A 22,111-nucleotide genomic window follows, 5' to 3' on the forward strand; every position below is an offset into this window, starting at 1 on the left:
GTTAAATGAACAATCCAATACATCAACGAACCGAAACGGGCTGAAAAACGGTTCTTAAACTTTACGCAACCGATATAAAGCCTCTCCACCGAGATACCACTCGAAAAGCTTATATACCGGAACCCGCAGGTGGGGGTAGTGATATCGTTCTAATAAAAAACGTTAAGGGGGCAATTCTCGGTGGCGGCGAAAAAGGAGTTTGATATATTCACTCACGTGCTGGTTCCCGAGCACAGAATCCTCAGCGAGGAGGAGAAGGAGGAGCTCCTCAAGAAGTACAGGATTAGGATTTCCCAGCTTCCCCAGATTAAGGCTTCTGACCCTGCTGTCGTTGCCCTTGGAGCCAAGCCCGGCGATGTCATCGAGATAAAGAGGAAGAGCCCCACGGCGGGTTACTACTACTATTACCGCCTCGTCGTGGAGGACTGATTTTAGGGGTGAGAGTTTATGAGCAGAGGAGTTACGGTTAACGAGCCCACTCTAACTCCGGACGAGCTCTGGCTCGTTATGGAATCCTACTGGAAGGAAAAGGGTCTTGTGAGACAGCACCTCGATTCTTACAACGCCTTCATCGACCACGGACTTCAGCAGGTTGTCAACGAGTTCGGTGGCGTCAAGCCCGATATTCCCGGCCTTGAGGTCAAGTTCGGAAGGATTAGGCTCGGTGAGCCCGAGTTCCAGGAGGCCCAGGGACAGAGAAGACCGCTCTACCCGATGGACGCGAGAATAAGGAACCTAACCTATTCCGCTCCGCTGTACCTTGAGATGATTCCCGTCGTCAACGGCATCGAGCAGGAGCCTGTGGAGGTTCGCATCGGTGAGCTACCGATAATGCTCAAGTCCAAGGCCTGCCGTCTCTACGGTCTCAGCGATGAGGAACTCATAAAGCTCGGGGAAGACCCGAGGGACCCGGGAGGATACTTCATCATAAACGGTTCCGAGAGAGTTATCGTTTCTATCGAAGACCTCGCCCCGAACAAGACCCTCGTCGAGAGGGATGAAAGGCAGAACCGCGTTATAGCAAAGGTCTTCTCCTACAGGCACGGTTACAGGGCCCTGATAACCGTCGAGAGGAAGAAGGATGGAATCCTTTACGTTTCTATCCCGAACGTTCCCAAGCCTGTCAAGTTCGTCTACGTGATGAGAGCACTCGGTCTCCTCAGCGATAAGGAGATAGTTGAGGCAGTAAGCGACGACCCGAGGATTCAGCAGATTCTCTTCGACAACCTCGAGGATGCAAGCGACATAAGAACCCAGGAGGAAGCTTTGGACCTCATAGGAAGGCTCTCGCTTCCGGGCCAGCCCAAGGAGTACAGGCTCAAGAGGGCCGAGCACATCATAGACAACAACCTCCTCCCGCACATGGGCGTCGAGCCCGAGAGGAGGAGGGCCAAAGCTTACTACCTCGGCATGATGGCCCTCAAGGTTCTCGAGCTTTCGCTCGGCCTGCGCGGTGAAGATGACAAGGACCACTACGCCAACAAGAGGCTCAAGCTCGCCGGAGACCTCCTCAAGGACCTCTTCAGAATCGCCTTCGGCCAGCTCGTCAAGGACATGCAGTACCAGATGACCAAGACCTACCAGAGGAAGGGCGAGCGCTACACCTTCGAGAACGTTCAGAGGTTTGTGAGAAACTCGATAAGGCCCGACGTTCTCAGCGAAAGGATTGAGCACGCGTTAGCTACCGGTGCGTGGCCCGGTGGAAGAACCGGTGTCAGCCAGCTCCTTGACAGAACCAACTACATCTCGACCCTCTCGCACCTCAGGCGCGTGACTTCACCGCTCAGCAGGGACCAGCCCCACTTCGAGGCCCGTGATTTGCACGGAACCCACTGGGGAAGAATCTGTCCAACCGAGACTCCTGAAGGCCCGAACTGTGGTCTGGTGAAAAACCTTGCCTTGATGTCCCAGATAACCACAGGCGTTCCCGAGGAGGAGGTCCGCGAGTACCTCATGAAGCTCGGCATAGTCCCGATTGAGGAGAGAAGGCCAGCTCCGGGTCTTTACCGCGTCTACCTCAACGGTGTTCTCATCGGAACCATCGAGGACGGCCAGGCTCTTGTGGACAGAATTAGGGCCGACAGGAGGAGCGGTAAGATAAGCGAGGTCATAAACGTGGCCATCTACGAGGACGAGGAGGTCAAGGAAATCTACGTCAACAGCGACGACGGTCGCGTTAGGAGGCCCCTTATCATAGTTGAGAACGGCAAGCCCAAGCTCACCCGCGAGCACATCGAGGCCGTTAAGAACGGCCAGCTCACCTGGAGCGACCTCGTGAAGATGGGCGTCATTGAATACCTCGACGCGGAGGAGGAAGAGAACGCCTACGTTGCAACCTGGCCCTGGGAGGTCACCGAGGAGCACACCCACCTCGAGCTCATGCCGGCCGCGATACTCGGTATTCCCGCTTCGCTCGTTCCCTACCCGGAGCACAACGCGGCCCCGCGTAACACCTACGGCGCGGGTATGGCCAAGCAGAGCCTCGGCCTCGGCTGGGCCAACTTCAGGATTAGAGTTGACACCCGCGGTCACCTCATGCACTACCCGCAGGTTCCGCTCGTCAACTCGCGCATAATGAAGGCCGTCGGTTTCGAGGAGAGGCCAGCCGGCCAGAACTTCGTCGTTGCGGTGCTCAGCTACCACGGCTACAACATGGAGGATGCTGTAATCATCAACAAGGCCTCAATCGAGCGCGGTCTCGCTCGTTCGACCTTCTTCAGAACCTATGAGGCAGAGGAGAAGCGCTACCTTGGAGGCCAGAAGGACACCTTTGAGGTTCCCGACCCGACGATACAGGGCTACCTCGGCGAGAAATATTACAGGCACCTCGACGAGGACGGTCTCATCTTCCCGGAGTCAAAAGTTGAGGGCAAGGACGTCCTTGTCGGAAGGACCTCACCGCCGAGGTTCCTTGAGGAGCAGAGCGGTCTCGGCGGAATGGCCCTCCAGGGAAGGAGAGAAACGAGCGTAACGGTCAGGCCGAGCGAGAGGGGTATCGTTGACAAGGTCATCGTCACCGAGACCGGCGACGGAACCAAGCTCGTCAAGGTCACCGTCAGGGACCTGCGCATTCCGGAACTCGGTGACAAGTTCGCTTCAAGGCACGGTCAGAAGGGTGTCATAGGTTTAATCGTCCCGCAGGAGGACATGCCCTGGACCGAGAGCGGTATCGTGCCGGACCTCATAGTCAACCCGCACGGTATCCCGAGCCGTATGACCGTCGGACAGCTCATAGAGGCCATCGGCGGAAAGGTCGCCTCACTCAAGGGAAGGCGCGTTGACGGGACTGCATTCATCGGTGAACCCGAGGAGAGGCTCAGGAAGGAGCTCGAGGAGCTCGGCTTCAAGCACAGCGGAAGGGAAGTTATGTACGACGGCATAACCGGCAGGAGACTTGAGGCAGACATATTCGTAGGCGTCATCTACTACCAGAGGCTCCACCACATGGTCGCGGACAAGATGCACGCGAGGAGCAGGGGTCCGGTTCAGGTTCTCACCAAGCAGCCGACCGAGGGAAGGGCCCGCGAGGGTGGTCTCAGGTTCGGTGAGATGGAGCGTGACGTCCTCATCGGCCACGGCGCGGCGATGTTGCTCATCGAGCGTCTCCTTGAGGAGAGCGACAAGACTGAGGTCTGGGTCTGTGAGAACTGCGGACACCTGGCACTTGAGGACAAGCGTCGCGGTAAGGTCTACTGTCCGGTCTGTGGCGAGGAGGAGAAGATAAGCAAGGTCGAGATGAGCTACGCGTTTAAACTGCTCCTCGACGAGCTGAAGGCGATGGTGATTAGGCCTTCCCTCAAGTTGAAGGATAGGGTGTGATGGCCATGCAGTCGATGAAAAAGGTCATCGGGAGTATCGAGTTCGGAATACTCTCACCCCAGGAAATCAGAAAGATGAGCGCGGCGGAGATTACCGTCCCGGACACCTACGACGATGACGGTTACCCCATCGAAGGTGGCCTCATGGACAAGAGGCTCGGTGTCATCGACCCGGGTCTTAGGTGTGAGACCTGTGGGGCAAGGGCCGGCGAGTGTCCCGGCCACTTCGGCCACGTCGAGCTCGCGAGACCTGTCATTCACGTCGGATTCGCCAAGACCATTCACAGGGTTCTCGAAAGCACCTGCCGTGAGTGTGGCAGGATAAAGCTCACCGACGAGGAGATAGAGGAGTACATGAAGAAGTTCGAGGTCGTTGGCGACAGGAAGAAGGCCAAGGACAGGCTCATCAAGGAGATTCACAAGAAGGCCAAGGAGAGGATGGTCTGCCCTCACTGTGGAGCGCCGCAGTTCCCGATTAAGTTCGAGAGGCCCACCATCTACTGGGAGCTCAGGAAGGACGAAGAAGGTAACGAGTACAAGCACAGGATGATGCCGAGCGAGGTCAGGGACAGGCTCGAGAAGATACCAGACAAGGACCTGCCACTCCTCGGACTCCACCCCGAGAAGGCCCGCCCCGAGTGGATGGTTCTCACCGTCCTGCCCGTCCCGCCGGTCACTATGAGGCCGTCAATCACGCTTGAGAGCGGTATTCGCGCCGAGGACGACCTCACTCACAAGCTGGTCGATATCATCCGTATCAACAACAGGCTCAAGAGCAACATCGAGGCCGGAGCACCTCAGCTGATTATTGAGGACCTCTGGGACCTCCTCCAGTACCACGTTACAACTTACATCAACAACGAGACCTCTGGAATCCCGCCAGCCAAGCACAAGAGCGGAAGGCCCCTGAAGACCCTCGCCCAGCGTTTGAAGGGTAAAGAAGGCCGCTTCCGTGGAAACCTCAGCGGTAAGCGCGTCAACTTCTCGGCCCGTACGGTTATCAGCCCGGACCCGATGATAAGCATCAACGAGGTCGGCGTTCCTATGGCGGTCGCCATGGAGCTCACAGTTCCCGAGAAGGTCACCGAGTTCAACTTTGAGAAGCTCAAGCAGAGGGTTCTCAACGGCCCCGAGAAGTATCCCGGAGCCAACTACGTCATCGACCCTGAGGGAAGGAGAATCCGCCTCATGGAGAACAACCTTGAGCTCATAGCCGAGAGGCTCGACATCGGCTGGACCGTTGAGAGGCACCTTGAGGACGGCGACATAGTTCTCTTCAACAGACAGCCTTCACTCCACAGAATGAGCATAATGGCCCACCGCGTCAGAGTCATGCCCTACAGAACCTTCCGCCTCAACCTTGCCGTCTGCCCGCCCTACAACGCCGATTTCGACGGTGACGAGATGAACCTCCACGTGCCCCAGACGGAGGAGGCCCAGGCTGAGGCGAAGATACTCATGGAGGTCCAGAACCACATAATCTCGCCGAGGTACGGAGGTCCGCTCATCGCTGGAATCCAGGACCACATCTCCGGCGGCTACCTTCTCACGCGCGAGGGAGCTTACTTCACCCGCTCAGAGGTTGAGCAGATGCTCATGTTCGCAGGTGTGGACGTTGAGGAGCTCCCCGAACCCGACAAGGTCGAGAACGGCGTTGAGCTCTGGAGCGGAAAGACGATATTCTCGCTCCTCCTTCCGGACGACCTGACCATCTGGTACCGCAACAAGCTCTGTGACGAGCCCGAGCGCTGTGAGGCACTCGAAAAGCTCATTGAGGAGAAGCTCGTTCCAGACCCGGAGGAAGTTAGGAAGCTTGCCTACGACGGTTTCGTCTACATCCAGAACGGAAAGCTCCTCAGCGGTGCGATAGACAAGAAGGCCTACGGTAGGGAGGACGGAAAGCTCCTCGACCTCATAGTGAGGGAGTACGGCGTCGAGAGGGCCAGGCAGTTCCTCGACCAGGTCACCAAGCTGACGATATGGGTCATCACGCACAAGGGCTTCACCACAGCCATAGACGACGAGGACCTCCCGCAGGAGGCCCTTGATAGGATTAAGGAAATCATCCGTGACGCTGAGGAGAAGGTGAACAGGCTCATCGAAGCCTACAAGCGCGGCGAGCTCGAACCGCTCCCAGGTAAGACCCTTGAGGAGACCCTTGAGAGCAAGATAATGGCCGTCTTAGCGGAAGCGCGTGACAACGCCGGTAAGGTCGCAGAGAGATACCTTGGTATGAGCAACCACGCAGTCATCATGGCCAAGACTGGAGCGAGGGGTAAGATACTTAACATCACCCAGATGGCGGCGATGCTCGGTCAGCAGTCAATCCGTGGAAAGCGCCTCTACCGTGGCTACCGCGGAAGAGTTCTCACTCACTTCAAGCCCGGCGACCTGGGAGCCAGGGCCAAGGGATTCGTCATCAACTCCTACAAGAGCGGTCTCACGCCACAGGAGTACTTCTTCCACGCCATGGGTGGACGTGAGGGACTGGTCGACACCGCCGTCAGGACAGCGCAGAGCGGTTACATGCAGAGAAGGTTAATCAACGCCCTCCAGGACCTCAAGGTCGACTACGACGGAACGGTGAGAGACCCGACCGGAATCATCGTCCAGTTCCGCTATGGAGAGGACGGCGTTGACCCGATGAAGAGCTGGGGAGGCAAGACCGTTGACGTTGACAGGGTTATAATCAGGACCCTGTTGAAGACCCGTGCCAAGGGGTGATGCTCATGGTTTCCGAGAGAACTATAAAGAACCTCATCGAGAAGGCCGACCTTCCGAAGAGCGTTAAGGACGAGCTCTACCAGAAGCTCCTGAAGTACAACGAGAAGTACGACCTCAAGAAGGCCGAGGTTGAGGCAATCATCGAGGAAACCGTCAAGGAGTACCAGAACGCCCTCGTTGAGCCTGGGGAGGCGATAGGAACCGTCGCGGCGCAGTCCATAGGTGAGCCCTCAACCCAGATGACCCTCAACACCTTCCACTACGCCGGTGTCGCGGAAATCAACGTCACCCTCGGTCTGCCGAGGATTATCGAGATTGTCGACGCCAGAAAGAACCCGTCAACGCCGATAATGACCGTCTACCTCGACGAGAAGCACCGCTATGACCGCGAGAAGGCCCTTGAAGTTGCGAGAAAGATTGAGGGAACGAGCCTTGAGAACCTCGCGAGGGAAGAAACCATAGACATACTCAACTTCGAGTTCATAGTTGAGATTGACCCTGAGAGGCTCGAGAAGGCCGGCCTTGACATGGAGCGCGTCAAGAGAAAGCTTGAGAGCTCATTCAAGAGCGCCGAGTTCGAGGTTGATGGATACACGCTCATTGTGAGGCCCAAGAAGATAAAGAAGCTCTCAGACCTGAGAAGGCTTGCCGAAAAGGTTAAAAAGCACCGCCTTAAGGGTCTCTCGGGCGTCGGAAAGACCATCATAAGGAAGGAAGGCGACGAGTACGTGATATACACCGAGGGCTCGAACTTCAAGCAGGTCCTCAAGGTTCCCGGCGTCGACCCGACCAGGACGAGGACCAACAACATCCACGAGATTGCACAGGTGCTCGGAATTGAGGCAGCTCGCAACGCAATCATCGAGGAAATCGTCAACACGATGCGCGAGCAGGGTCTTGAGGTTGACGTCAGGCACATCATGCTCGTCGCCGACATGATGACCCTCGACGGCGTCATCCTGCCGATAGGCAGGCACGGTGTCGTCGGGGAGAAGGCGAGCGTCTTAGCAAGGGCGGCCTTCGAGATTACGACCCAGCACCTGTTCGAGGCCGCCGAGAGGGGAGAGACAGACCCGCTCAACGGTGTCGTTGAGAACGTCCTCATCGGCCAGCCCGTGCCCGTCGGTACGGGAATCGTCAAGCTGGCAATGAATCTCCCCCTGAGACCGAAAAGGGAGTAGGGAGGTGTAGTTAATGGTTGACTTCGCCTTTGAGCTTAGGAAAGCCCAGGACACGGGTAAGATAGTGATGGGAGCCAAGAAGAGCATCCAGTACGCCAAGGTTGGCGGGGCAAAGATGATTATCGTCGCTAAGAACGCGAGGCCGGACATCAAGGAGGACATCTACTACTACGCCAAGCTCAGTGGAATCCCGGTTTACGAGTTTGAGGGGACCAGCGTCGAGCTCGGAACCCTCCTCGGAAGGCCCCACACCGTCTCGGCCCTCGCGATAATCGACCCGGGCGAGAGCAAGATACTCGCCCTTGCCGGGGGTAAGGAGTGATGCCGCTCAAGCTCAACACAGACCAGATAAAGTACATAGCGCTCTTCGAGAGCATGACCGGGGCAACAGTGCTCGACTGCCTCATTGACACCAACAGGAACAGGCTCATCTACGTCATCAAGAAGGGTGAGATGGGTCTTGCCCTCGGAAAGAAGGGCTCGAACGTTAAGCGCGTCCAGAACATGCTCGGCAAGGACATCGAGCTCATAGAGCACTCCGAGAACCCGGAGGAGTTCCTGAGGAACATTTATAAGAGCCTTGGGGTTAAGGTTAAAAAGGTTCATATCACCGAGAAGAAGGACGGTAAGAAGGTCGCCCTCCTCGACATCGGCCCGCGCGACAAGCCGAGGGCAATCGGAAGGGGCGGCCAGAACATAAACCTCGTGAAAGAGTTGATGGAGAGACACCACGGCATTCACGACGTGATTATAATTTGAGGTGATGTTCATGCCCGGAAAGAAGGCTCCGTATGGTGAATTTGCCGGTAGAAAGCTCAAGCTCAAGAGGAAGAAGTTCCGCTGGAGCGACATTCGCTACAAGAGGAGAGTTCTCCGCCTCAAGGAGAAGAGCGACCCGCTCGAGGGAGCTCCGCAGGCCAGGGGAATCGTCCTTGAGAAGATAGCCGTCGAGGCCAAGCAGCCGAACTCGGGAATGCGTAAGGCGGTTCGTGTTCAGCTCATCAAGAACGGTAAGGTCGTCACCGCCTTCACTCCCGGTGACGGTGCCATAAACCACATCGACGAGCACGATGAAGTCATCATCGAGGGAATCGGCGGTCCTAAGGGCGGTTCGATGGGTGATATCCCCGGAATCCGCTACAAGGTCGTCAAGGTCAACAGGGTCTCACTGAAGGAGCTCGTCAAGGGAAGGAAGGAGAAGCCGAGGAGGTGAAGGAGAATGGCCAAGCCACTCACCGAGCGCTTTTTCATCCCGAAGGAGCTCAAGGTTATGGGACGCTGGACAGTTGAGGACGTCACCGTCAACGACCCCTCGCTGAGGCCCTACATAAACCTCGATGCGAGAATCCTCCCGCACAGCCACGGCAGGCACGCCAAGAAGCCCTTCGGCAAGGCCCAGGTTCACATCGTCGAGAGGCTCATCAACAAGGTCATGAGGAGCGGTGCCAGCCACTTCAAGGCCGGCGGTCACTTCATGAGAAGGGAACACCGCTCGATAATGAGCAAGAAGATGAAGGCCTACGAGGTCGTCAAGGAGGCCTTCATGATTATCGAGAGGAGAACCAAGCAGAACCCGATTCAGGTTCTCATAAGGGCCATCGAGAACTCCGCCCCGAGGGAGGACACGACCACCATCGCCTTTGGTGGAATCCGCTACCACATGGCCGTTGACGTTTCCCCGCTCAGGAGGCTCGACATAGCTCTGAAGAACATCGCCCTCGGTGCGAGCATAAAGTGCTACCGCAACAAGACCACCTTCGCCCAGGCCCTGGCTGAGGAAATCATTGCCGCGGCCAACAAGGACCCGAAGAGCTTCGCCTACAGCAAGAAGGAAGAAATCGAGAGGATTGCCCAGTCCTCCCGCTGAGGGCTGGAGGCTTCTTTTACTCTTCCGCTTTTCTTGTCTCGTTGTTAGGGGTTTTGTGCGGAGTAGAGCTATCAGGTTCGACTTCTTAAAGCCTTCAGGAGCGTGCCATGATTCACTAAACCAAACTCTTCCCCACCATGTTTCCCGGCTTCTCAACTCCAAAGAACTTCAGAACCGTCGGCGCTATGTCCATGAGGCTCGACTCGTCGAGCTTAACTTTCTCAAACCCCCAGAGAATCAGCGGGACCTTCATCACAGGTTCGTTCATCGAGCCGTGCATGCCCTTGACCCAGTGGCTTACCCCCTTTATCCCCTTGCACATCCTGTGAGAGCAGAACCAGTAGCCGGGTTTGGCACAGACAATCAGCTCCCCGCTGTTCGGGCTGTTGAGATGAGGTAAGTCCTCGCGGAAGAAGACGACATTAACCCCCGGCGCCCTCCTCAGGACTTCAAAGGCTTCCTCAGCCTCGTTCGGGTTCCTCAAATAGACGTGAACGCCTCCTCCAGAAGAAACGCGGAGCGTTTCAATTCCGTGCTTTCTGAGATAGGTTTTCAGGTTCACCCACGTGTGAACTTCCTCCTGCCCGTGGTCGGCGAAGATTATGAAGGCGTACTCATCCTTGAGGCGCTCCCACAGCGTCCTAACTGCCGTGTCAACGGTGTGCACGGCCTTGAGCGCACCCTCACTCAACGGCCCGTGGTCGTGGCTCATTCCGTCTATCGAGGCGAAGTGGACGAGGAGCAGGTCAGGTTTGCACTCCTCGTATAGGTAAAGGGCCGAGTTTAGAACCCACACGTCTTTCCTCCAGTCGCGCCCGTGCTGTCTGTACATCTTGTCGCTCGCGAAGAAAGGAGGGAAAATCCTCACGTCGGTTCCGCTGAAGGGGGGCATCGTGTAGCCCGAAACGCTCGCCGTTCTAACCCCCCTTTGGCGAAGTATATCAACGATTGTCGGTGCCTTAATGACCTTGTGTGGGTTAAAAGCGACCTCGTAGTCGTAGAAGTTCACCTTTCTATCGGTTAGCCTGTCGTAGTAGCCGTTCTCAACGACGCCGTGGTCCCTCGGCCAGACACCGGTCATCACGCTTGTATGCACTAAATCCGTCAGCGTCGGAAAGATGGAATCCACGACAGCAAAGCTCCCTGTTTCTGCCAACTCGCTCAGGAAGGGCATGTGCTTGAGGTTGTAAACGCCGCAGCCGTCGAGGCTTATCAGGACGAGCTTTTTTCTCATTTCCATCACCGGTGTCAGCCTGACGTGCACTCATCACCGCTCAGTGGGATGGAGTGGTCATCATTCACCGGGCTTCATTGGTCAATCCTGTATAAATTCTTTCCGAGCCATTCGTCGAGCGTCTTCTGCCTTGCGAGGCTTCCCAAGATGTAGCTCCTCTTGAGGTACTCCTCGAAGGGGTGCTCAAGCCTTCTCCGTATCGCGTCGAGGGCCTCGTTAAGCGTCTCGAAACGGCCGATTGGATTGCTCAAAGCTTTCTTCACGCCGAGGCGAATCTGCCAGACGCCGACGGGGGCGTAGTACTCGGGCGTAACTTCTCGGAAGACGACTGCCCGCGCCTGTCTTCTTCTCGCTCTGAGGGCTTCGAGGACGCTCAGGCGAGCTGAATGGTACGCGCCGGCCGTTTCCTTGACGTACTCCTTCCTCCCGCGGAAGTCCTCGTAATCGTGAATCACGCTCGGCCTCTCGCTACCGAAGAGCGAACCCTTCAGCCAGACCTCCAAAAGCTCGAAGGCGTAAGACTGAGGCATCAGCAGAACTACGTAGCGGTTGCCGAGGAAGCGGTAGAAGTAAACCTCGTAGTCGTTTATCTCAGGGTAGTGCAGAATCTCGCGCCTCAGGTTCTTGCCTATGGTGTCCTGAACCGCTGTGATGCTCCACCGCGTCGGGACGAGCTTCCTCTCAATTCCAAGTAACCCGGCGGAGAGAAGGCGTATTATGTAGTACTCGTCGAAGCCCCAGTTATAGAGGCGCATTATTGCCTGTTCGGCCTTCAGCTCGTCGCTCACCACGTAGTCGGTCCTCCTAGGTATCCTCGGGTTCTCGGTCAGCTCGAAGTCGAGGAGTTCCGCTTTAGGCCCGATGGGTGGGGCGAACTCGCTTGGAAGAACTTTGAGCACCGGCTTTCTTTTGAGGATTACCTCGCTGTCCACGGGTTTTATTGACATCGCCAATTCCTGGACCTCGCTCAAAATCCTTCCGCTCTTCCTTACGTCTACATCGGCCTTCGTCTCGCCCATGACAAGGAGGGAGCGGTAGTAAAGGATATCGCGAATCGTCTTGCCCTCCCACTTCAGTGGGCTGTCGAGGTGGCTGGTGTTTCCTTCGATTGGGGGAACGAGCGGGCCGATTCTGACCTTAGGGTAGCCGTACTCGCCGACGAAAATACTGGGTGGGGAAGAGCCGAAGAGGTGCCTCTTGTTGAGCTTCTGCTCCACAGTACGGGCTACCCTAAAGCGCTCGAGAATCGGGCAGGTGGGCCTTCCGCAGAGGAGCTTTCGGCCCTTGCAGACTGCGCAGAGCTTGGAGTTGAAGAGCTCCACCATTGGGGATGACTTGTCCCGAGGATGTAAAAGCTTTGCCCTGCCAAAAAACTTAAAAACCCTCCCTGGCTCATATAACCTGGGTGCTGTGCCGCGGTAGCCTAGCCTGGTAGGGCGCCGGCCTGCTAAGCCGGTGGGCGGTGCCCACCGGGGTTCAAATCCCCGCCGCGGCGCCATTAACTTCTCTGGGTCAATGCCGGGATAGCCTAGAGGCGAGGCGAGGGACTGCAGATCCCTTCCACCCGGGTTCAAATCCCGGTCCCGGCTCCACATCATCCCTTCCTGACGGAAGCGCTGGCGGGGAAACTTTTGCCAAGCAGAAGTTTCATCAAAATTAGGCATGCTTTTTGAGATGGCGGGTTTTTAAGGGGATTACCCCCAATCTACCTCTGCCCCTTGTGAGGGTTTAACACTTTTTGGGCAATCTTTTCCCAAAAGCTTGCTTGTGAGTGTTTCTCTCTTTAAAGGTGCTTCGGACGCCGATGACAAAGTTAAACTACTTAGGAGGTTTTATTTTGGTGTTAAACCCTTCTTAGCTTACCCCTCGATTAGTGAATTACTTTTTTGCTCTTGGGCAGAAGGACGCTTTCGCTAGCTTCCCCAAAGGCTGAAGGCAAAGCTTGCTAGCCCAGATAGGGTGCCTCTCGAAACCCCTCAGCGCCAGCCCAACCACTCAGTCCAGGGAGCATAAACACATCGGCCGGATTGTTTTTATATCACCCCCTTAAATCCCCAGCGGTGGTTCCTATGATGCTCCCCGATTGGAAGATAAGAAGGGAGATTTTAATCGAGCCATTCTTCGAGGAATCGCTTCAGCCGGCCGGCTACGACCTCCGCGTTGGAGACGAGGCATACATCAACGGAGAAATCCTGAACGTCAAGGAGCTCGGGGCCATTGTACTCCCTCCCAAGACGTATGCGCTTGTCTTAACCCTCGAGCGAATCAAACTTCCCGACGACGTCATGGGAGACATGAAGCTAAGGAGCAGTCTCGCGAGGGAGGGGCTTATCGGGTCTTTTGCGTGGGTGGACCCTGGCTGGGATGGAAAGCTGACCCTCGGCATCTACAACGCCTCTAATGAGCCCGTTGAGCTCTCCCATGGGGAGCGCTTTGTTCAGATTGCCTTCATCCGCCTTGAAGGTCCCGCGAGGAGCCCTTACCGCGGAAGGTACCAGGGAAGCGCTGGAATCGCCCTCTCAAAGCGTAGGGCCAAGAAACTTGGATGAATTGAATCCATTTGTCCGGAAGTGTCAAAAGGTATAATTTCCGGGCTATCGTCTGGATTTAGGGGCCGTATCTGGGTGGTGTCTTTTTATCCTCTTTTAACAATTGTCGTAAATCCTACGATGTCCAGCACCCGGTAGATTTTTCCCGTGACAAAACGACATTGATACTTAGGTGTACACCGGATTTGGGGGCTCCAGAGGCCGTTTTTACCGAAAGCTTTATATACCTCGAATTGCTTAAAAAATACCGAAAAAGCTTTTACGGAGGTGTTGTGAATGGCCGAGCTTCCAATTGCCCCGATTGACAGACTTATTAGGAAGGCCGGTGCCGAGAGGGTCAGCGAGGAGGCCGCCAAGGTCCTTGCCGAGTACCTCGAGGAGTACGCCATCGAGCTCTCCAAGAAGGCCAACGAGTTCGCCAGGCACGCCGGCAGGAAGACCGTCAAGGCCGAGGACATCAAGCTCGCCATCAAGGCCTGATGGCCTTTTTGGCTTTTCCATCCCTTTCTGACCGTTAGCGTTTTAAGCCTCTTCTCGCGCTTTCGACCATGCCGGAAATAGCCGTTCGGATGACCAGGCGCAACCACAACGCCTTCGTTCATCTCCTCGGGGCCCTTGAGAGCCAGGGCTTCGATTTGAGTGAGCTCCTCATAACGAAGAACTTCAACGAGATTCTAAAGGCAAAACCCAAAGTCGTCCTCTACTCCTTCTTCACGGAGGAAATCTGGGGCGACCTCCCGAGGGAAGTCCGGCTTTTGAAGGAGAGGGGAACCATTCTCGTCGCCGGGGGTTATCATGCAATAGCGATGCCGAAACATACCTTGAATCAGCTCGGCTTTGACGTAGCCGTCATCGGGGAGGGCGAGGAGGTAATATACCAGCTTTTAACGACCCTGAAGAGAACGAACCACAGGGTAACCCCCGAGCTCGCCAAGGTGAAGGGTCTCGCCTTCTATCTAAACGGCGAGTTCACCTTTACCGGCTTCGCGAAGGTCGAGGACTTCTGGCGCTTTCCGCCGTATCCAGAGAGCGTTCGTCTGATTTCGCCGATAGAGATAAGCAGGGGCTGTCCCTTCCGCTGCTACTACTGTCAAACCCCCTACATCAAGGGCTTCCGCATGAGGCACAGGCCCATAGACCAGATTGTGAAGTACTCACGGAGAATGAAGGACATGCGCTACATAACGCCGAACGCCTTCGCCTACGGTTCTCCGGGAGCTATACTCAAGCTCAACAAGCTCGAGGCCCTGCTTAAAGCTCTGCAACCCCTCAGGAAAGAGGGCAGGAGGCTATTCTACGGGACGTTTCCGAGCGAGGTTCGGCCTGAATTCGTCCTGCCCGAGACCCTTGAGCTCCTCATTGACTACGCCGACAACAGGAGGTTAGCAATAGGAGCGCAGAGCGGGGATGACGCGATGCTAAAGGCTATGCACAGGCTTCACAGGGTTGAACACGTTCAGCGAGCGGTCGAGTACATGCTCGAGTACGGCTTCGAGCCGGTCGTTGACTTCATCGTCGGCCTGCCGAACGAGGGCGAGGAGAGCCAGAGGAGGAGCATCGAACTGATGAAGTGGATTATGGGGAAGGGCGGAAAGGTTAGGGCACACTACTTCATGCCCCTTCCGGGAACTCCCTGGGCGCGGTGCAAGCCGAGTCCACTGAGCGAGGAGATGAAGAAGTTCCTCGGCAGAATGGCTGCCAAGGGAAAAATAGAGGGCTCGTGGGGGATTCAGATAGGGCTTTCAAAAAGGCTCCAGAAGCTGATAGAGGAGTTCTACGAGGAGCCGATGAGCTACCACGGGAGTATAAACCCGGTCTGCTGAACCCAAAAGCTTTTAACTTCACGGAGTACTGAAGGGCGAGGGCGTTATGTACGCCGAAAACTATAAAAGATTCCTGGAGCTTATAGACGAACTGCGAGAGTTTGAAGGCGCCCTCATCGTTGAGGGCATGCGAGACGAGGTGGCTCTGAGGAATCTGGGGGTCAGAGCGGAGATAATCAGGCTCTCCCGCCTGCCTCTACCAGAGGTCGCGCTCATCGCCTCATCCTACGGCGAAGTCAAGATACTCACGGACTTTGACAGAAAGGGGGAGGAGCTGGCCAAAAAGCTCCTCCGCTACCTGGCCGGCTACCCCTGCAGGGTGGACGCAGAAACCCGGAAGGAGCTCAAAAAGCTGGTCAAAAAGGACATCAAGGGCATTGAAGACCTCTACGGCCTCTATTTGAAGGTAATCTCCGTTTCTGACCCCCGGCTGGAGGGGATTCGATGAAGAGAAAGAAGACGATACTCCAGCAGGTTTTGGCTGAAAAACGAAAAAAGGCTAAAGAGGGTGGTTTCATGTCAGGAAAGGACGAGTTCGGAACGACCAAATACGTCATCTACGCCGAGTTTGAGGCTAACGGCATCGTCGAAAGGCCCGACGTTGTTGGTGCTATTTTCGGACAGACTGAAGGTCTCTTAGGAGACGACCTCGACCTGAGGGAGCTCCAGAAGACCGGAAGGATTGGCAGGATTCGCGTCGAGGTTCACAACAAGGCCGGCAAGACCTATGGAACCATTACCGTCCCGTCGAGCCTCGACAGGGTCGAGACGGCTATCCTCGCCGCGGCGCTTGAAACCATCGACCGCGTTGGTCCGGCTGAGGCTAAGATAAGGGTCCTCCGCATAGAGGACGTCAGGGCAACCAAGAGGAAGTACATCATCGAGAGGGCCAAGGAGATACTCGAAACCCTCATGGAGCAGGAGATTCCCGAGACTCAGGAGCTCACCGAGGAGGTCAAGAAGGCCGTTAGGGCGAAAGAGCTCATCGAGTACGGGCCGGAGAAGCTCCCCGCAGGGCCTCACGTTCCGTTCTCCGACTCAATCATCGTCGTTGAGGGAAGGGCCGACGTCCTCAACCTGCTCAAGCACGGCATAAAGAACGCGATAGCGGTCGAGGGAACCTCGATTCCTGAAACCATAATCAAGCTCAGCAAGGAGAGAATAGTTACCGCCTTCACCGACGGCGACCGCGGTGGAGAACTCATACTCAAGGAGCTCCTCCAGGTTGCCGATGTGGATTACGTTGCCCGTGCCCCTGAGGGCAAGGAAGTCGAGGAACTCACCAAGAAAGAGATAGTCAAGGCCCTAAGGAGCAAGGTTCCGGCCGAGCAGGTCATCAACGAGATGTTCAACAAGGGCAAGAGCTTCTACGAGCTGATAAGGGAAAGGGAAGAGCGGAAGCCCGAGCCAAGGAAGGTCGAGCCGAGGGAGCCGAGGGTAGTCCCCGCCAAGGTCGAGGAGAAAAAGCCGGAGAAGCCCGAGAAGGTCGAGAGGCCTGAGCCCAAGGAGGAGAAGATAGTCAAGCCCATCGAGAAGGCCCGCGTTCCAGAGCTCGAGGAGTTCGGCGAGTTCATCGAGCGCGTTAAGAAGGACGGGATAGCACTCCTTCTCGACGAGAACAAAAACGTCATAGCGGAGATTCCAGTCAGGGAGCTCACAAACCAGCTCAAGGAGCGCAAGGACGTTTACGCGGTCGTCTTCAACGGCGTCATCACCCAGAGGCTCATCGACACAGTCAGCGAAACCGGCGTTCGCTACCTAATCGGCGCGAGGAAGTACAACGTCGTTAGAAGGCCCGTCCAGCTCAAGATAATAACCTTCGCCGAGTGATTAGCGGAGGATTACTCCGCTCCTCCCCCTTTCTATTGACATTCCCTTCTCTCTTGGGGTGTACAGGAGGGGGCTTTTCCTCACGTAAAGCTGTTCTCCCATACCTTCCCTAGAAACGACTTCAACGACGTAGTGAGCGTAAAGCGAGAACCACGACAGGAACTTTTCCGAGGTTCTGTCCCTGTTGAGAATCCACAGGTTTATAGATTCCCTACCGTCTGCTTCGCTAAGTGCCATGAACCTCTGAAATATTCTCAGTGTGTTCCTCTCCCCCAGGAAAAACGCAAAGCCATCGAGTGTGAAATCCACGCGGACAACCCGCTGGTCGTCCATTTTTTCCTGTTCAATTGTCCTGAACAGCATTGAATACTTGGGAACGAACGTGTCCGCTGAGAGGTTCTCCCCGGAGTAAACGAAGTCTTCATTGTATTTGATACCGTGAAGGGAGCCGAAGACGTCTATGACTGCCAGGTCTCCACTTTCACCAAGGGTGCGGAGGTCAACGCCGGAGGGAACGAGCTCAATTTCCAGCGTGGAGAGAGGCAAAACGGTGTTCGTTACAACTCCAAAGTCTCCCATCTCAACTCGATTTCTCATAATCTCAAAGGCTATTGTCCAGCCGGTTGAGTAGGTGTTGTGAATTATCAAGAGGTTGCCATTTGGAATCAGGCCTCCCCCGATTGCACGGTCGAGTCTCCTGATTCCAGTGCTCAGAAGCTCCATGGTCACCCCACCGTAACGTTCGTAAACTAGATTTTAACGTTTAGATTTATCCCTCTTTTGGAATTTTGGACTAACCTTTATAACCGCTTTCCCCATTCCCACACAGGTGGTCGAGATGGTGGAGGAACTAATTTGGAAGTACGCGCTCATCAACGCCTACACCCACAAGGGAAAGGCGAATCCGAAGGCAGTCATAGGGAAGGTCCTCGGTGAGAACCCCGAGCTGAGGCCGAGGGCAAAGGAGATAATCCCTCTCGTGAACGAGATAGTCGAGAAGGTAAACACCCTCTCCCTTGAGGAGCAGGCGGCGAAGCTGAGGGAGATTTACCCCGAGTTTTTCGAGGAGAAGAAGACCAAGAAGGAGGAGAAGAAGGGCCTTCCCCCGCTTCCCAAGGCGGAGAAGGGAAAGGTCGTCACCCGCTTCGCGCCCAATCCCGACGGTGCCTTCCACCTCGGAAACGCGAGGGCAGCTATTCTGAGCCACGAGTACGCGAGGATGTACGACGGCAAGTTCATACTCCGCTTCGACGACACCGACCCCAAGGTCAAGAGGCCGGAGCCGATTTTCTACGAGTGGATTAAGGAGGACCTTGAGTGGCTCGGCTTCAAGATTGATGAGATACACATAGCGAGCGACAGGCTTGAGATATACTACGACTACGCCGAGAAGCTGATAAAGATGGGCAAGGCATACGTCTGCACCTGCCCGCCGGAGAAGTTCCGTGAGCTCCGCGACAAGGGAATAGCCTGCCCTCACCGGGACGAGCCGGTTGAGGTTCAACTCGAACGCTGGAGGAAGATGCTAAACGGCGAGTACAGGGAGGGCGAAGCTGTCGTCAGAATAAAGACCGACCTCAATCACCCGAATCCCGCCGTTAGGGACTGGCCGGCGCTCAGGATAATAGACAACCCCGACCACCCGAGGACGGGCAACAAGTACCGCGTCTGGCCCCTCTACAACTTCGCCTCGGCTATAGACGACCACGAGCTCGGCGTCACGCACATCTTTCGCGGGCAGGAGCACGCCGAGAACGAGACGAGACAGAGGTACGTTTACGAGTACCTCGGCTGGGAATACCCGGTTACGGTGCACCACGGCAGGCTGAGCATCGAGGGCGTTATCCTCAGCAAGTCCAAGACGAGGAAGGGCATCGAGGAAGGTAAATACCTCGGCTGGGACGACCCGAGGCTCGGAACGATTAGGGCCCTGAGGAGGCGCGGAATAAGGCCTGAGGCGATAAGGGAGCTAATAATCGAGGTTGGGCTTAAGAGGAGTGACACAACAATAAGCTGGGACAACCTCGCCGCCATAAACAGGCGCATAATCGAGCCAATAGCAAACCGCTACTTCTTCGTCGCTGACCCGATTCCAATTTACATAGAGGGCTATGACGAGGAGTTCGTGGCTGAGATTCCGCTCCACCCGGACCACCCTGAGAGGGGCGTTAGGAGGCTCAAATTCGTCCCCGGAAAGCCGGTCTACGTTTCGAGGGACGACATGGAGCTCTTCAAGCCAGGCAACTTCGTTCGCCTTAAGGACCTCTTCAACGTCGAAATCCTTGAGGTGGGCGAAGAAGGCATTAAGGCGAGGTTCCACAGTGTGGACTACGAGGTGGCCAGAAAGAACAGGTGGAGGATGGTTCACTGGGTCACCGAGGGCAAGCCCTGCGAGGTCTGGGTTCCCGAGGGCGAGGAGCTGGTCATCAGGGAGGGACTCCTTGAAAGCGACGCCGACGTTAAGGTCGATGACGTCGTTCAGTTCGAGCGCTTCGGCTTCGTGAGAATAGACGAGGTAAAAGATGGAAAGGTCAGGGCGATTTTCGCCCACAAGTGATTCTTTTCAATCCAGCCCTCTCCATTTTATAAGTCCGAGCAGGAACTTGTGGGGAAGCTTCTCATGGTGCGGGTAAACCCTCAGGGCGTAGTGCCAGCAGGGGTCGCCGAGGTGTCTCAGCGCGCTTCCGTGATATGTGTAGAGCCACTTTCCACCTTCGAGCCGCTTCGGATGCCTGAGCTCGACGATGTGGGGCTTCTCTATGTGGTATCCCTCAGCCCGGACCCCGTAGTAGAGCTCGACGCGGACGTCTTCCGGGTTCAGTCCGTCGAGGTCCACCGTCACCTCGAGGCCGGAGCGGTCGTCGAAGACCCTAACGTCAACGAAGCCCACCTTCGGCCACGACTCGGTTACGCGGTCCTTCCACTCGGCTATCTCCCTCGCGCCCCGATAGTTCTCCCTCGTGAGCCATATGTGGTTGCTCATGGCCTTTGAGTAGAACTTGTCCATGTACTCCTTGACCATCCTGTGGGTGCTGAAGCGAGGGGCGATGCTCTTTATGCTCTCCTTCATCATGTAAATCCACTTCGGCCTGTTGCCGTAGTAGGTCGGGATTATCTCCCTCTCAAGGAGGTCGTAGAGGGCCTGGGCATCTTTAACGTCGTCGGCCTCGCTCTCCGGCTCTGTGCTCTCCTCGCCTATGACCCAGCCGTTCTTTCCGTTGTAGCCCTCGACCCACCAGCCGTCGAATATGCTCGCGTTCAAAACCCCGTTCAATCCTGCTTTCATTCCGCTCGTCCCGCTGGCCTCGAGGGGCCGCCTCGGCGTGTTCAGCCAGACGTCGACACCTGCAACCATCAGCCTCGCGCTTCCCATGTCGTAGTTTTCCATGACGAATATCTTGCCCCTGAACTCGGGCATCTTGCTGACCTCGTAAATCCTCCTCAGGAACTCCTTTCCTCCCCAGTCGTTGGGGTGGGCCTTTCCGCCGAAGACGATATAGACGGGCCTCGTCGGGTCGTTCAGGAGCTTTCTGAGCCTGTCAAGGTCCGTGAGAAGAAGAACCGCGCGCTTGTATGTTGCAAAGCGCCTCGCGAAGCCTATTATGAGCGCGTTCTCATCTATGGCCGGAATCGGGTCGTCGGTTCCGAGACGCTCGTTCCGCTCCATCGCCTTCCTCCTGAGGAGCTCGATGAACTGCCTCTTAGCCTCGAGGTGGGCTTCCCAGAGCTCCTCATCGGGAATCCTCTCGACGGCGTACCAGATACCTTCAAGGTTCGTGTGCTCGCGCCAGACCTTGCCGATGTAGCGGTCGAAGAGCTTCCTCATCTCGTTGTGAACCCACGTCATCGTGTGGACGCCGTTGGTTATTGGTTCGATGGGTATCTCGTCGAGTGGAACTCCAGGCCAGAGGTCCTGCCACATCCTTCTGCTCACTTCTGCGTGCAGTCTGCTGACACCGTTAACGTAGCTCGACGTTCTAATCGCGAGTAGGGTCATGTTGAGGTGGTCCCCCTCCCTGCCGAGTTCGAGGAGCTCTTCCCTGCCTTCGAGGAACTTGGCGAGTCGTTTCCGAACCTCCTCAATCGGAAACCTGTCGTGGCCGGCCGGAACGGGTGTGTGAGTCGTGAAGACCGTCGTCCCTCTGACGACGCTCAGCGCCTCGGTGAACGTGAGGCCCTCCTCCATGAGCCATGCAATCCTCTGGAGGTTCGCGAAGGCCGGATGCCCCTCGTTGAGGTGGACGACGCCGGGCTCTATTCCCAAGGCTTTTAACAGCCTCATTCCACCGATGCCGAGGAGGATTTCCTGCTTTATCCTCTTGTCCATCTCGGCGTTGTAGAGGTAGTCGCATATCTTCCTGTCGTCCTCGTCGTTCTCGGGGACGTCCGTGTCGAGGAGGTAAATTCTCACCCTGCCGACCTGAACCTCGAAGGCCCTTGCGTAGACAGTCCTGTCCTCTATCGGCACCTCTATCAGGAGTCTTTCACCGTTCCTGTCGAGGACGGGCTTTATCGGCATTTCCTCGGGTCTGTACTCCGGGAAAACCTCAATCTGATTGCCGTTTTCATCTATCTCCTGCCTGAAATAGCCGTGCTTGTAGAGCAGGCCGACGGCTATGAATGGCAAGCCAAGGTCGCTCGCGGTCTTGACGTGGTCTCCGGCCAAGATACCGAGCCCGCCGGAGTAAATCGGCAGGCTCTTGCTTATGCCGTACTCCATGCAGAGATATACAATCGGCTTGTCCCACTTGGGGTAGTTGGTCGAGAACCAGGTTGAGTCCGGGTTCATGTAGTCCTCGAACTGCTCCATGACGAGCTCGTAGAGGTTCATGAAATCGTCATCACGAAGGAGCTCGCGGAACCTGTGGGGGGGCGTGTCGAGGAGTAGCTTCACCGGGTTCTTGTACTCGGCCCAGTGCTCGGGGTCTATCTTCTCCCAGAGCTTCGTCGCCCTCCTGTTCCAGCTCCACCAGTAATTGTAGGCCAAATCCGCGAGTCCCTTGAGCGGACTGGGGACTCTCTCACGAATCCTCTCGTAAGTGCACTCGTCAACTTTAGCCATAGAAACCACCGATGGTGATACTT

The 22,111-nt window shown here is 56.2% G+C and carries 18 protein-coding genes and 2 tRNA genes; 16 read left to right on the forward strand and 4 right to left on the reverse strand.

Annotated features, from left to right (window positions below; all coding sequences use genetic code 11):
- Window positions 1–180 precede the first annotated feature (180 nt).
- The 8 genes from ACYQ04_RS06730 to rpsG are packed head-to-tail and all read left to right on the forward strand — an operon-like array spanning window position 181 to window position 9,590.
- The gene (locus ACYQ04_RS06730; protein WP_042688985.1) at window positions 181–429 is read left to right on the forward strand and encodes a DNA-directed RNA polymerase subunit H; all 249 of its coding nucleotides are present in this window, start codon (window positions 181–183) and stop codon (window positions 427–429) included.
- A gap of 18 nt (window positions 430–447) precedes the next feature.
- On the forward strand, window positions 448–3,819 hold the full coding sequence (locus ACYQ04_RS06735; protein ID WP_460128316.1) for a DNA-directed RNA polymerase subunit B: 3,372 nt from the start codon (window positions 448–450) through the stop codon (window positions 3,817–3,819).
- A 5-nt stretch (window positions 3,820–3,824) separates the two neighbouring features.
- Window positions 3,825–6,542, forward strand: coding sequence for a DNA-directed RNA polymerase subunit A' (locus tag ACYQ04_RS06740; protein WP_460128319.1), 2,718 nt, complete (start codon window positions 3,825–3,827; stop codon window positions 6,540–6,542).
- A 5-nt stretch (window positions 6,543–6,547) separates the two neighbouring features.
- The gene (rpoA2, locus tag ACYQ04_RS06745) at window positions 6,548–7,723 is read left to right on the forward strand and encodes a DNA-directed RNA polymerase subunit A'' (RefSeq protein ID WP_460130016.1); all 1,176 of its coding nucleotides are present in this window, start codon (window positions 6,548–6,550) and stop codon (window positions 7,721–7,723) included.
- A 13-nt stretch (window positions 7,724–7,736) separates the two neighbouring features.
- Window positions 7,737–8,045 (forward strand): 50S ribosomal protein L30e, encoded by a 309-nt coding sequence (locus ACYQ04_RS06750; RefSeq protein WP_099210129.1) that lies wholly within the window; start codon window positions 7,737–7,739, stop codon window positions 8,043–8,045.
- Window positions 8,045–8,482 (forward strand): NusA-like transcription termination signal-binding factor, encoded by a 438-nt coding sequence (locus ACYQ04_RS06755; protein ID WP_042688991.1) that lies wholly within the window; start codon window positions 8,045–8,047, stop codon window positions 8,480–8,482. The genes ACYQ04_RS06750 and ACYQ04_RS06755 overlap by 1 nt, the downstream gene beginning before the upstream one ends.
- Window positions 8,483–8,492: 10 nt before the next feature.
- Complete coding sequence (locus tag ACYQ04_RS06760) at window positions 8,493–8,936, forward strand: 30S ribosomal protein S12 (RefSeq protein WP_042688992.1); 444 nt, start codon at window positions 8,493–8,495, stop codon at window positions 8,934–8,936.
- Between the two features lie 6 nt (window positions 8,937–8,942).
- Window positions 8,943–9,590 carry a 30S ribosomal protein S7 gene (gene rpsG, locus ACYQ04_RS06765; protein ID WP_460128320.1) on the forward strand — a complete coding sequence of 216 codons (648 nt, stop codon included), beginning with the start codon at window positions 8,943–8,945 and terminating at the stop codon, window positions 9,588–9,590.
- 115 nt (window positions 9,591–9,705) lie between these two features.
- On the opposite strand, the gene ACYQ04_RS06770 is transcribed toward rpsG, so the two are convergent.
- A complete protein-coding gene (locus tag ACYQ04_RS06770; protein WP_460130019.1) occupies window positions 9,706–10,824 on the reverse strand; it encodes an alkaline phosphatase family protein in 1,119 nt (372 codons plus the stop codon).
- 74 nt (window positions 10,825–10,898) lie between these two features.
- The gene (locus tag ACYQ04_RS06775) at window positions 10,899–12,149 is read right to left on the reverse strand and encodes an Nre family DNA repair protein (protein WP_460128322.1); all 1,251 of its coding nucleotides are present in this window, start codon (window positions 12,147–12,149) and stop codon (window positions 10,899–10,901) included.
- Window positions 12,150–12,236: 87 nt separating this feature from the next.
- Between ACYQ04_RS06775 and ACYQ04_RS06780 the strand changes: the two genes are divergently transcribed.
- The 7 genes from ACYQ04_RS06780 to dnaG all read left to right on the forward strand — a co-directional run bounded on the left by ACYQ04_RS06780 (window position 12,237) and on the right by dnaG (window position 17,026).
- Window positions 12,237–12,322: transfer RNA gene (locus ACYQ04_RS06780), tRNA-Ser, on the forward strand.
- 19 nt (window positions 12,323–12,341) lie between these two features.
- Window positions 12,342–12,416, forward strand: a tRNA-Cys gene (locus ACYQ04_RS06785).
- Between the two features lie 477 nt (window positions 12,417–12,893).
- Entirely contained in the window at window positions 12,894–13,373 is a 480-nt protein-coding gene (gene dcd, locus ACYQ04_RS06790) for a dCTP deaminase (RefSeq protein WP_460128324.1), read from the forward strand.
- Window positions 13,374–13,649: 276 nt separating this feature from the next.
- Entirely contained in the window at window positions 13,650–13,853 is a 204-nt protein-coding gene (gene hpkA / locus ACYQ04_RS06795; RefSeq protein ID WP_099210113.1) for an archaeal histone HpkA, read from the forward strand.
- Between the two features lie 68 nt (window positions 13,854–13,921).
- Window positions 13,922–15,196, forward strand: a complete 1,275-nt coding sequence (locus ACYQ04_RS06800) for a TIGR04013 family B12-binding domain/radical SAM domain-containing protein (protein WP_460128325.1) — start codon at window positions 13,922–13,924, stop codon at window positions 15,194–15,196.
- A gap of 46 nt (window positions 15,197–15,242) precedes the next feature.
- Window positions 15,243–15,644: a toprim domain-containing protein gene (locus ACYQ04_RS06805; protein ID WP_099210109.1), complete on the forward strand. Its 402-nt coding sequence runs from the start codon at window positions 15,243–15,245 to the stop codon at window positions 15,642–15,644.
- Window positions 15,641–17,026: a DNA primase DnaG gene (gene dnaG, locus ACYQ04_RS06810; protein WP_460128328.1), complete on the forward strand. Its 1,386-nt coding sequence runs from the start codon at window positions 15,641–15,643 to the stop codon at window positions 17,024–17,026. Before ACYQ04_RS06805 ends, dnaG begins: the two co-directional genes overlap by 4 nt.
- Here dnaG and ACYQ04_RS06815 read toward each other — a convergent pair whose 3' ends face one another.
- Window positions 17,027–17,755 (reverse strand): hypothetical protein, encoded by a 729-nt coding sequence (locus ACYQ04_RS06815; protein WP_460128330.1) that lies wholly within the window; start codon window positions 17,753–17,755, stop codon window positions 17,027–17,029.
- 109 nt (window positions 17,756–17,864) lie between these two features.
- Between ACYQ04_RS06815 and ACYQ04_RS06820 the strand changes: the two genes are divergently transcribed.
- Entirely contained in the window at window positions 17,865–19,583 is a 1,719-nt protein-coding gene (locus tag ACYQ04_RS06820) for a glutamate--tRNA ligase (RefSeq protein ID WP_460130020.1), read from the forward strand.
- A gap of 6 nt (window positions 19,584–19,589) precedes the next feature.
- Here ACYQ04_RS06820 and malP read toward each other — a convergent pair whose 3' ends face one another.
- Window positions 19,590–22,088, reverse strand: a complete 2,499-nt coding sequence (gene malP / locus ACYQ04_RS06825; RefSeq protein ID WP_460130021.1) for a maltodextrin phosphorylase — start codon at window positions 22,086–22,088, stop codon at window positions 19,590–19,592.
- Window positions 22,089–22,111: the final 23 nt, after the last annotated feature.

The sequence above is a fragment of the Thermococcus prieurii genome (assembly GCF_054657655.1).

What these genes read in the sequence shown, in the direction of transcription:
- ACYQ04_RS06820 (WP_460130020.1), top strand. Translation starts at nt 17,865, where the DNA reads ATGGTGGAGGAACTAATTTGGAAGTACGCGCTCATCAACGCCTACACC.
- ACYQ04_RS06750 (WP_099210129.1), top strand. Translation starts at nt 7,737, where the DNA reads ATGGTTGACTTCGCCTTTGAGCTTAGGAAAGCCCAGGACACGGGTAAG.
- ACYQ04_RS06770 (WP_460130019.1), bottom strand. Translation starts at nt 10,824, where the DNA reads ATGAGAAAAAAGCTCGTCCTGATAAGCCTCGACGGCTGCGGCGTTTAC.
- dnaG (WP_460128328.1), top strand. Translation starts at nt 15,641, where the DNA reads ATGAAGAGAAAGAAGACGATACTCCAGCAGGTTTTGGCTGAAAAACGA.
- ACYQ04_RS06805 (WP_099210109.1), top strand. Translation starts at nt 15,243, where the DNA reads ATGTACGCCGAAAACTATAAAAGATTCCTGGAGCTTATAGACGAACTG.
- ACYQ04_RS06755 (WP_042688991.1), top strand. Translation starts at nt 8,045, where the DNA reads ATGCCGCTCAAGCTCAACACAGACCAGATAAAGTACATAGCGCTCTTC.
- hpkA (WP_099210113.1), top strand. Translation starts at nt 13,650, where the DNA reads ATGGCCGAGCTTCCAATTGCCCCGATTGACAGACTTATTAGGAAGGCC.
- ACYQ04_RS06740 (WP_460128319.1), top strand. Translation starts at nt 3,825, where the DNA reads ATGCAGTCGATGAAAAAGGTCATCGGGAGTATCGAGTTCGGAATACTC.
- ACYQ04_RS06760 (WP_042688992.1), top strand. Translation starts at nt 8,493, where the DNA reads ATGCCCGGAAAGAAGGCTCCGTATGGTGAATTTGCCGGTAGAAAGCTC.
- ACYQ04_RS06800 (WP_460128325.1), top strand. Translation starts at nt 13,922, where the DNA reads ATGCCGGAAATAGCCGTTCGGATGACCAGGCGCAACCACAACGCCTTC.
- dcd (WP_460128324.1), top strand. Translation starts at nt 12,894, where the DNA reads ATGATGCTCCCCGATTGGAAGATAAGAAGGGAGATTTTAATCGAGCCA.
- ACYQ04_RS06775 (WP_460128322.1), bottom strand. Translation starts at nt 12,149, where the DNA reads ATGGTGGAGCTCTTCAACTCCAAGCTCTGCGCAGTCTGCAAGGGCCGA.
- rpsG (WP_460128320.1), top strand. Translation starts at nt 8,943, where the DNA reads ATGGCCAAGCCACTCACCGAGCGCTTTTTCATCCCGAAGGAGCTCAAG.
- rpoA2 (WP_460130016.1), top strand. Translation starts at nt 6,548, where the DNA reads ATGGTTTCCGAGAGAACTATAAAGAACCTCATCGAGAAGGCCGACCTT.
- malP (WP_460130021.1), bottom strand. Translation starts at nt 22,088, where the DNA reads ATGGCTAAAGTTGACGAGTGCACTTACGAGAGGATTCGTGAGAGAGTC.
- ACYQ04_RS06735 (WP_460128316.1), top strand. Translation starts at nt 448, where the DNA reads ATGAGCAGAGGAGTTACGGTTAACGAGCCCACTCTAACTCCGGACGAG.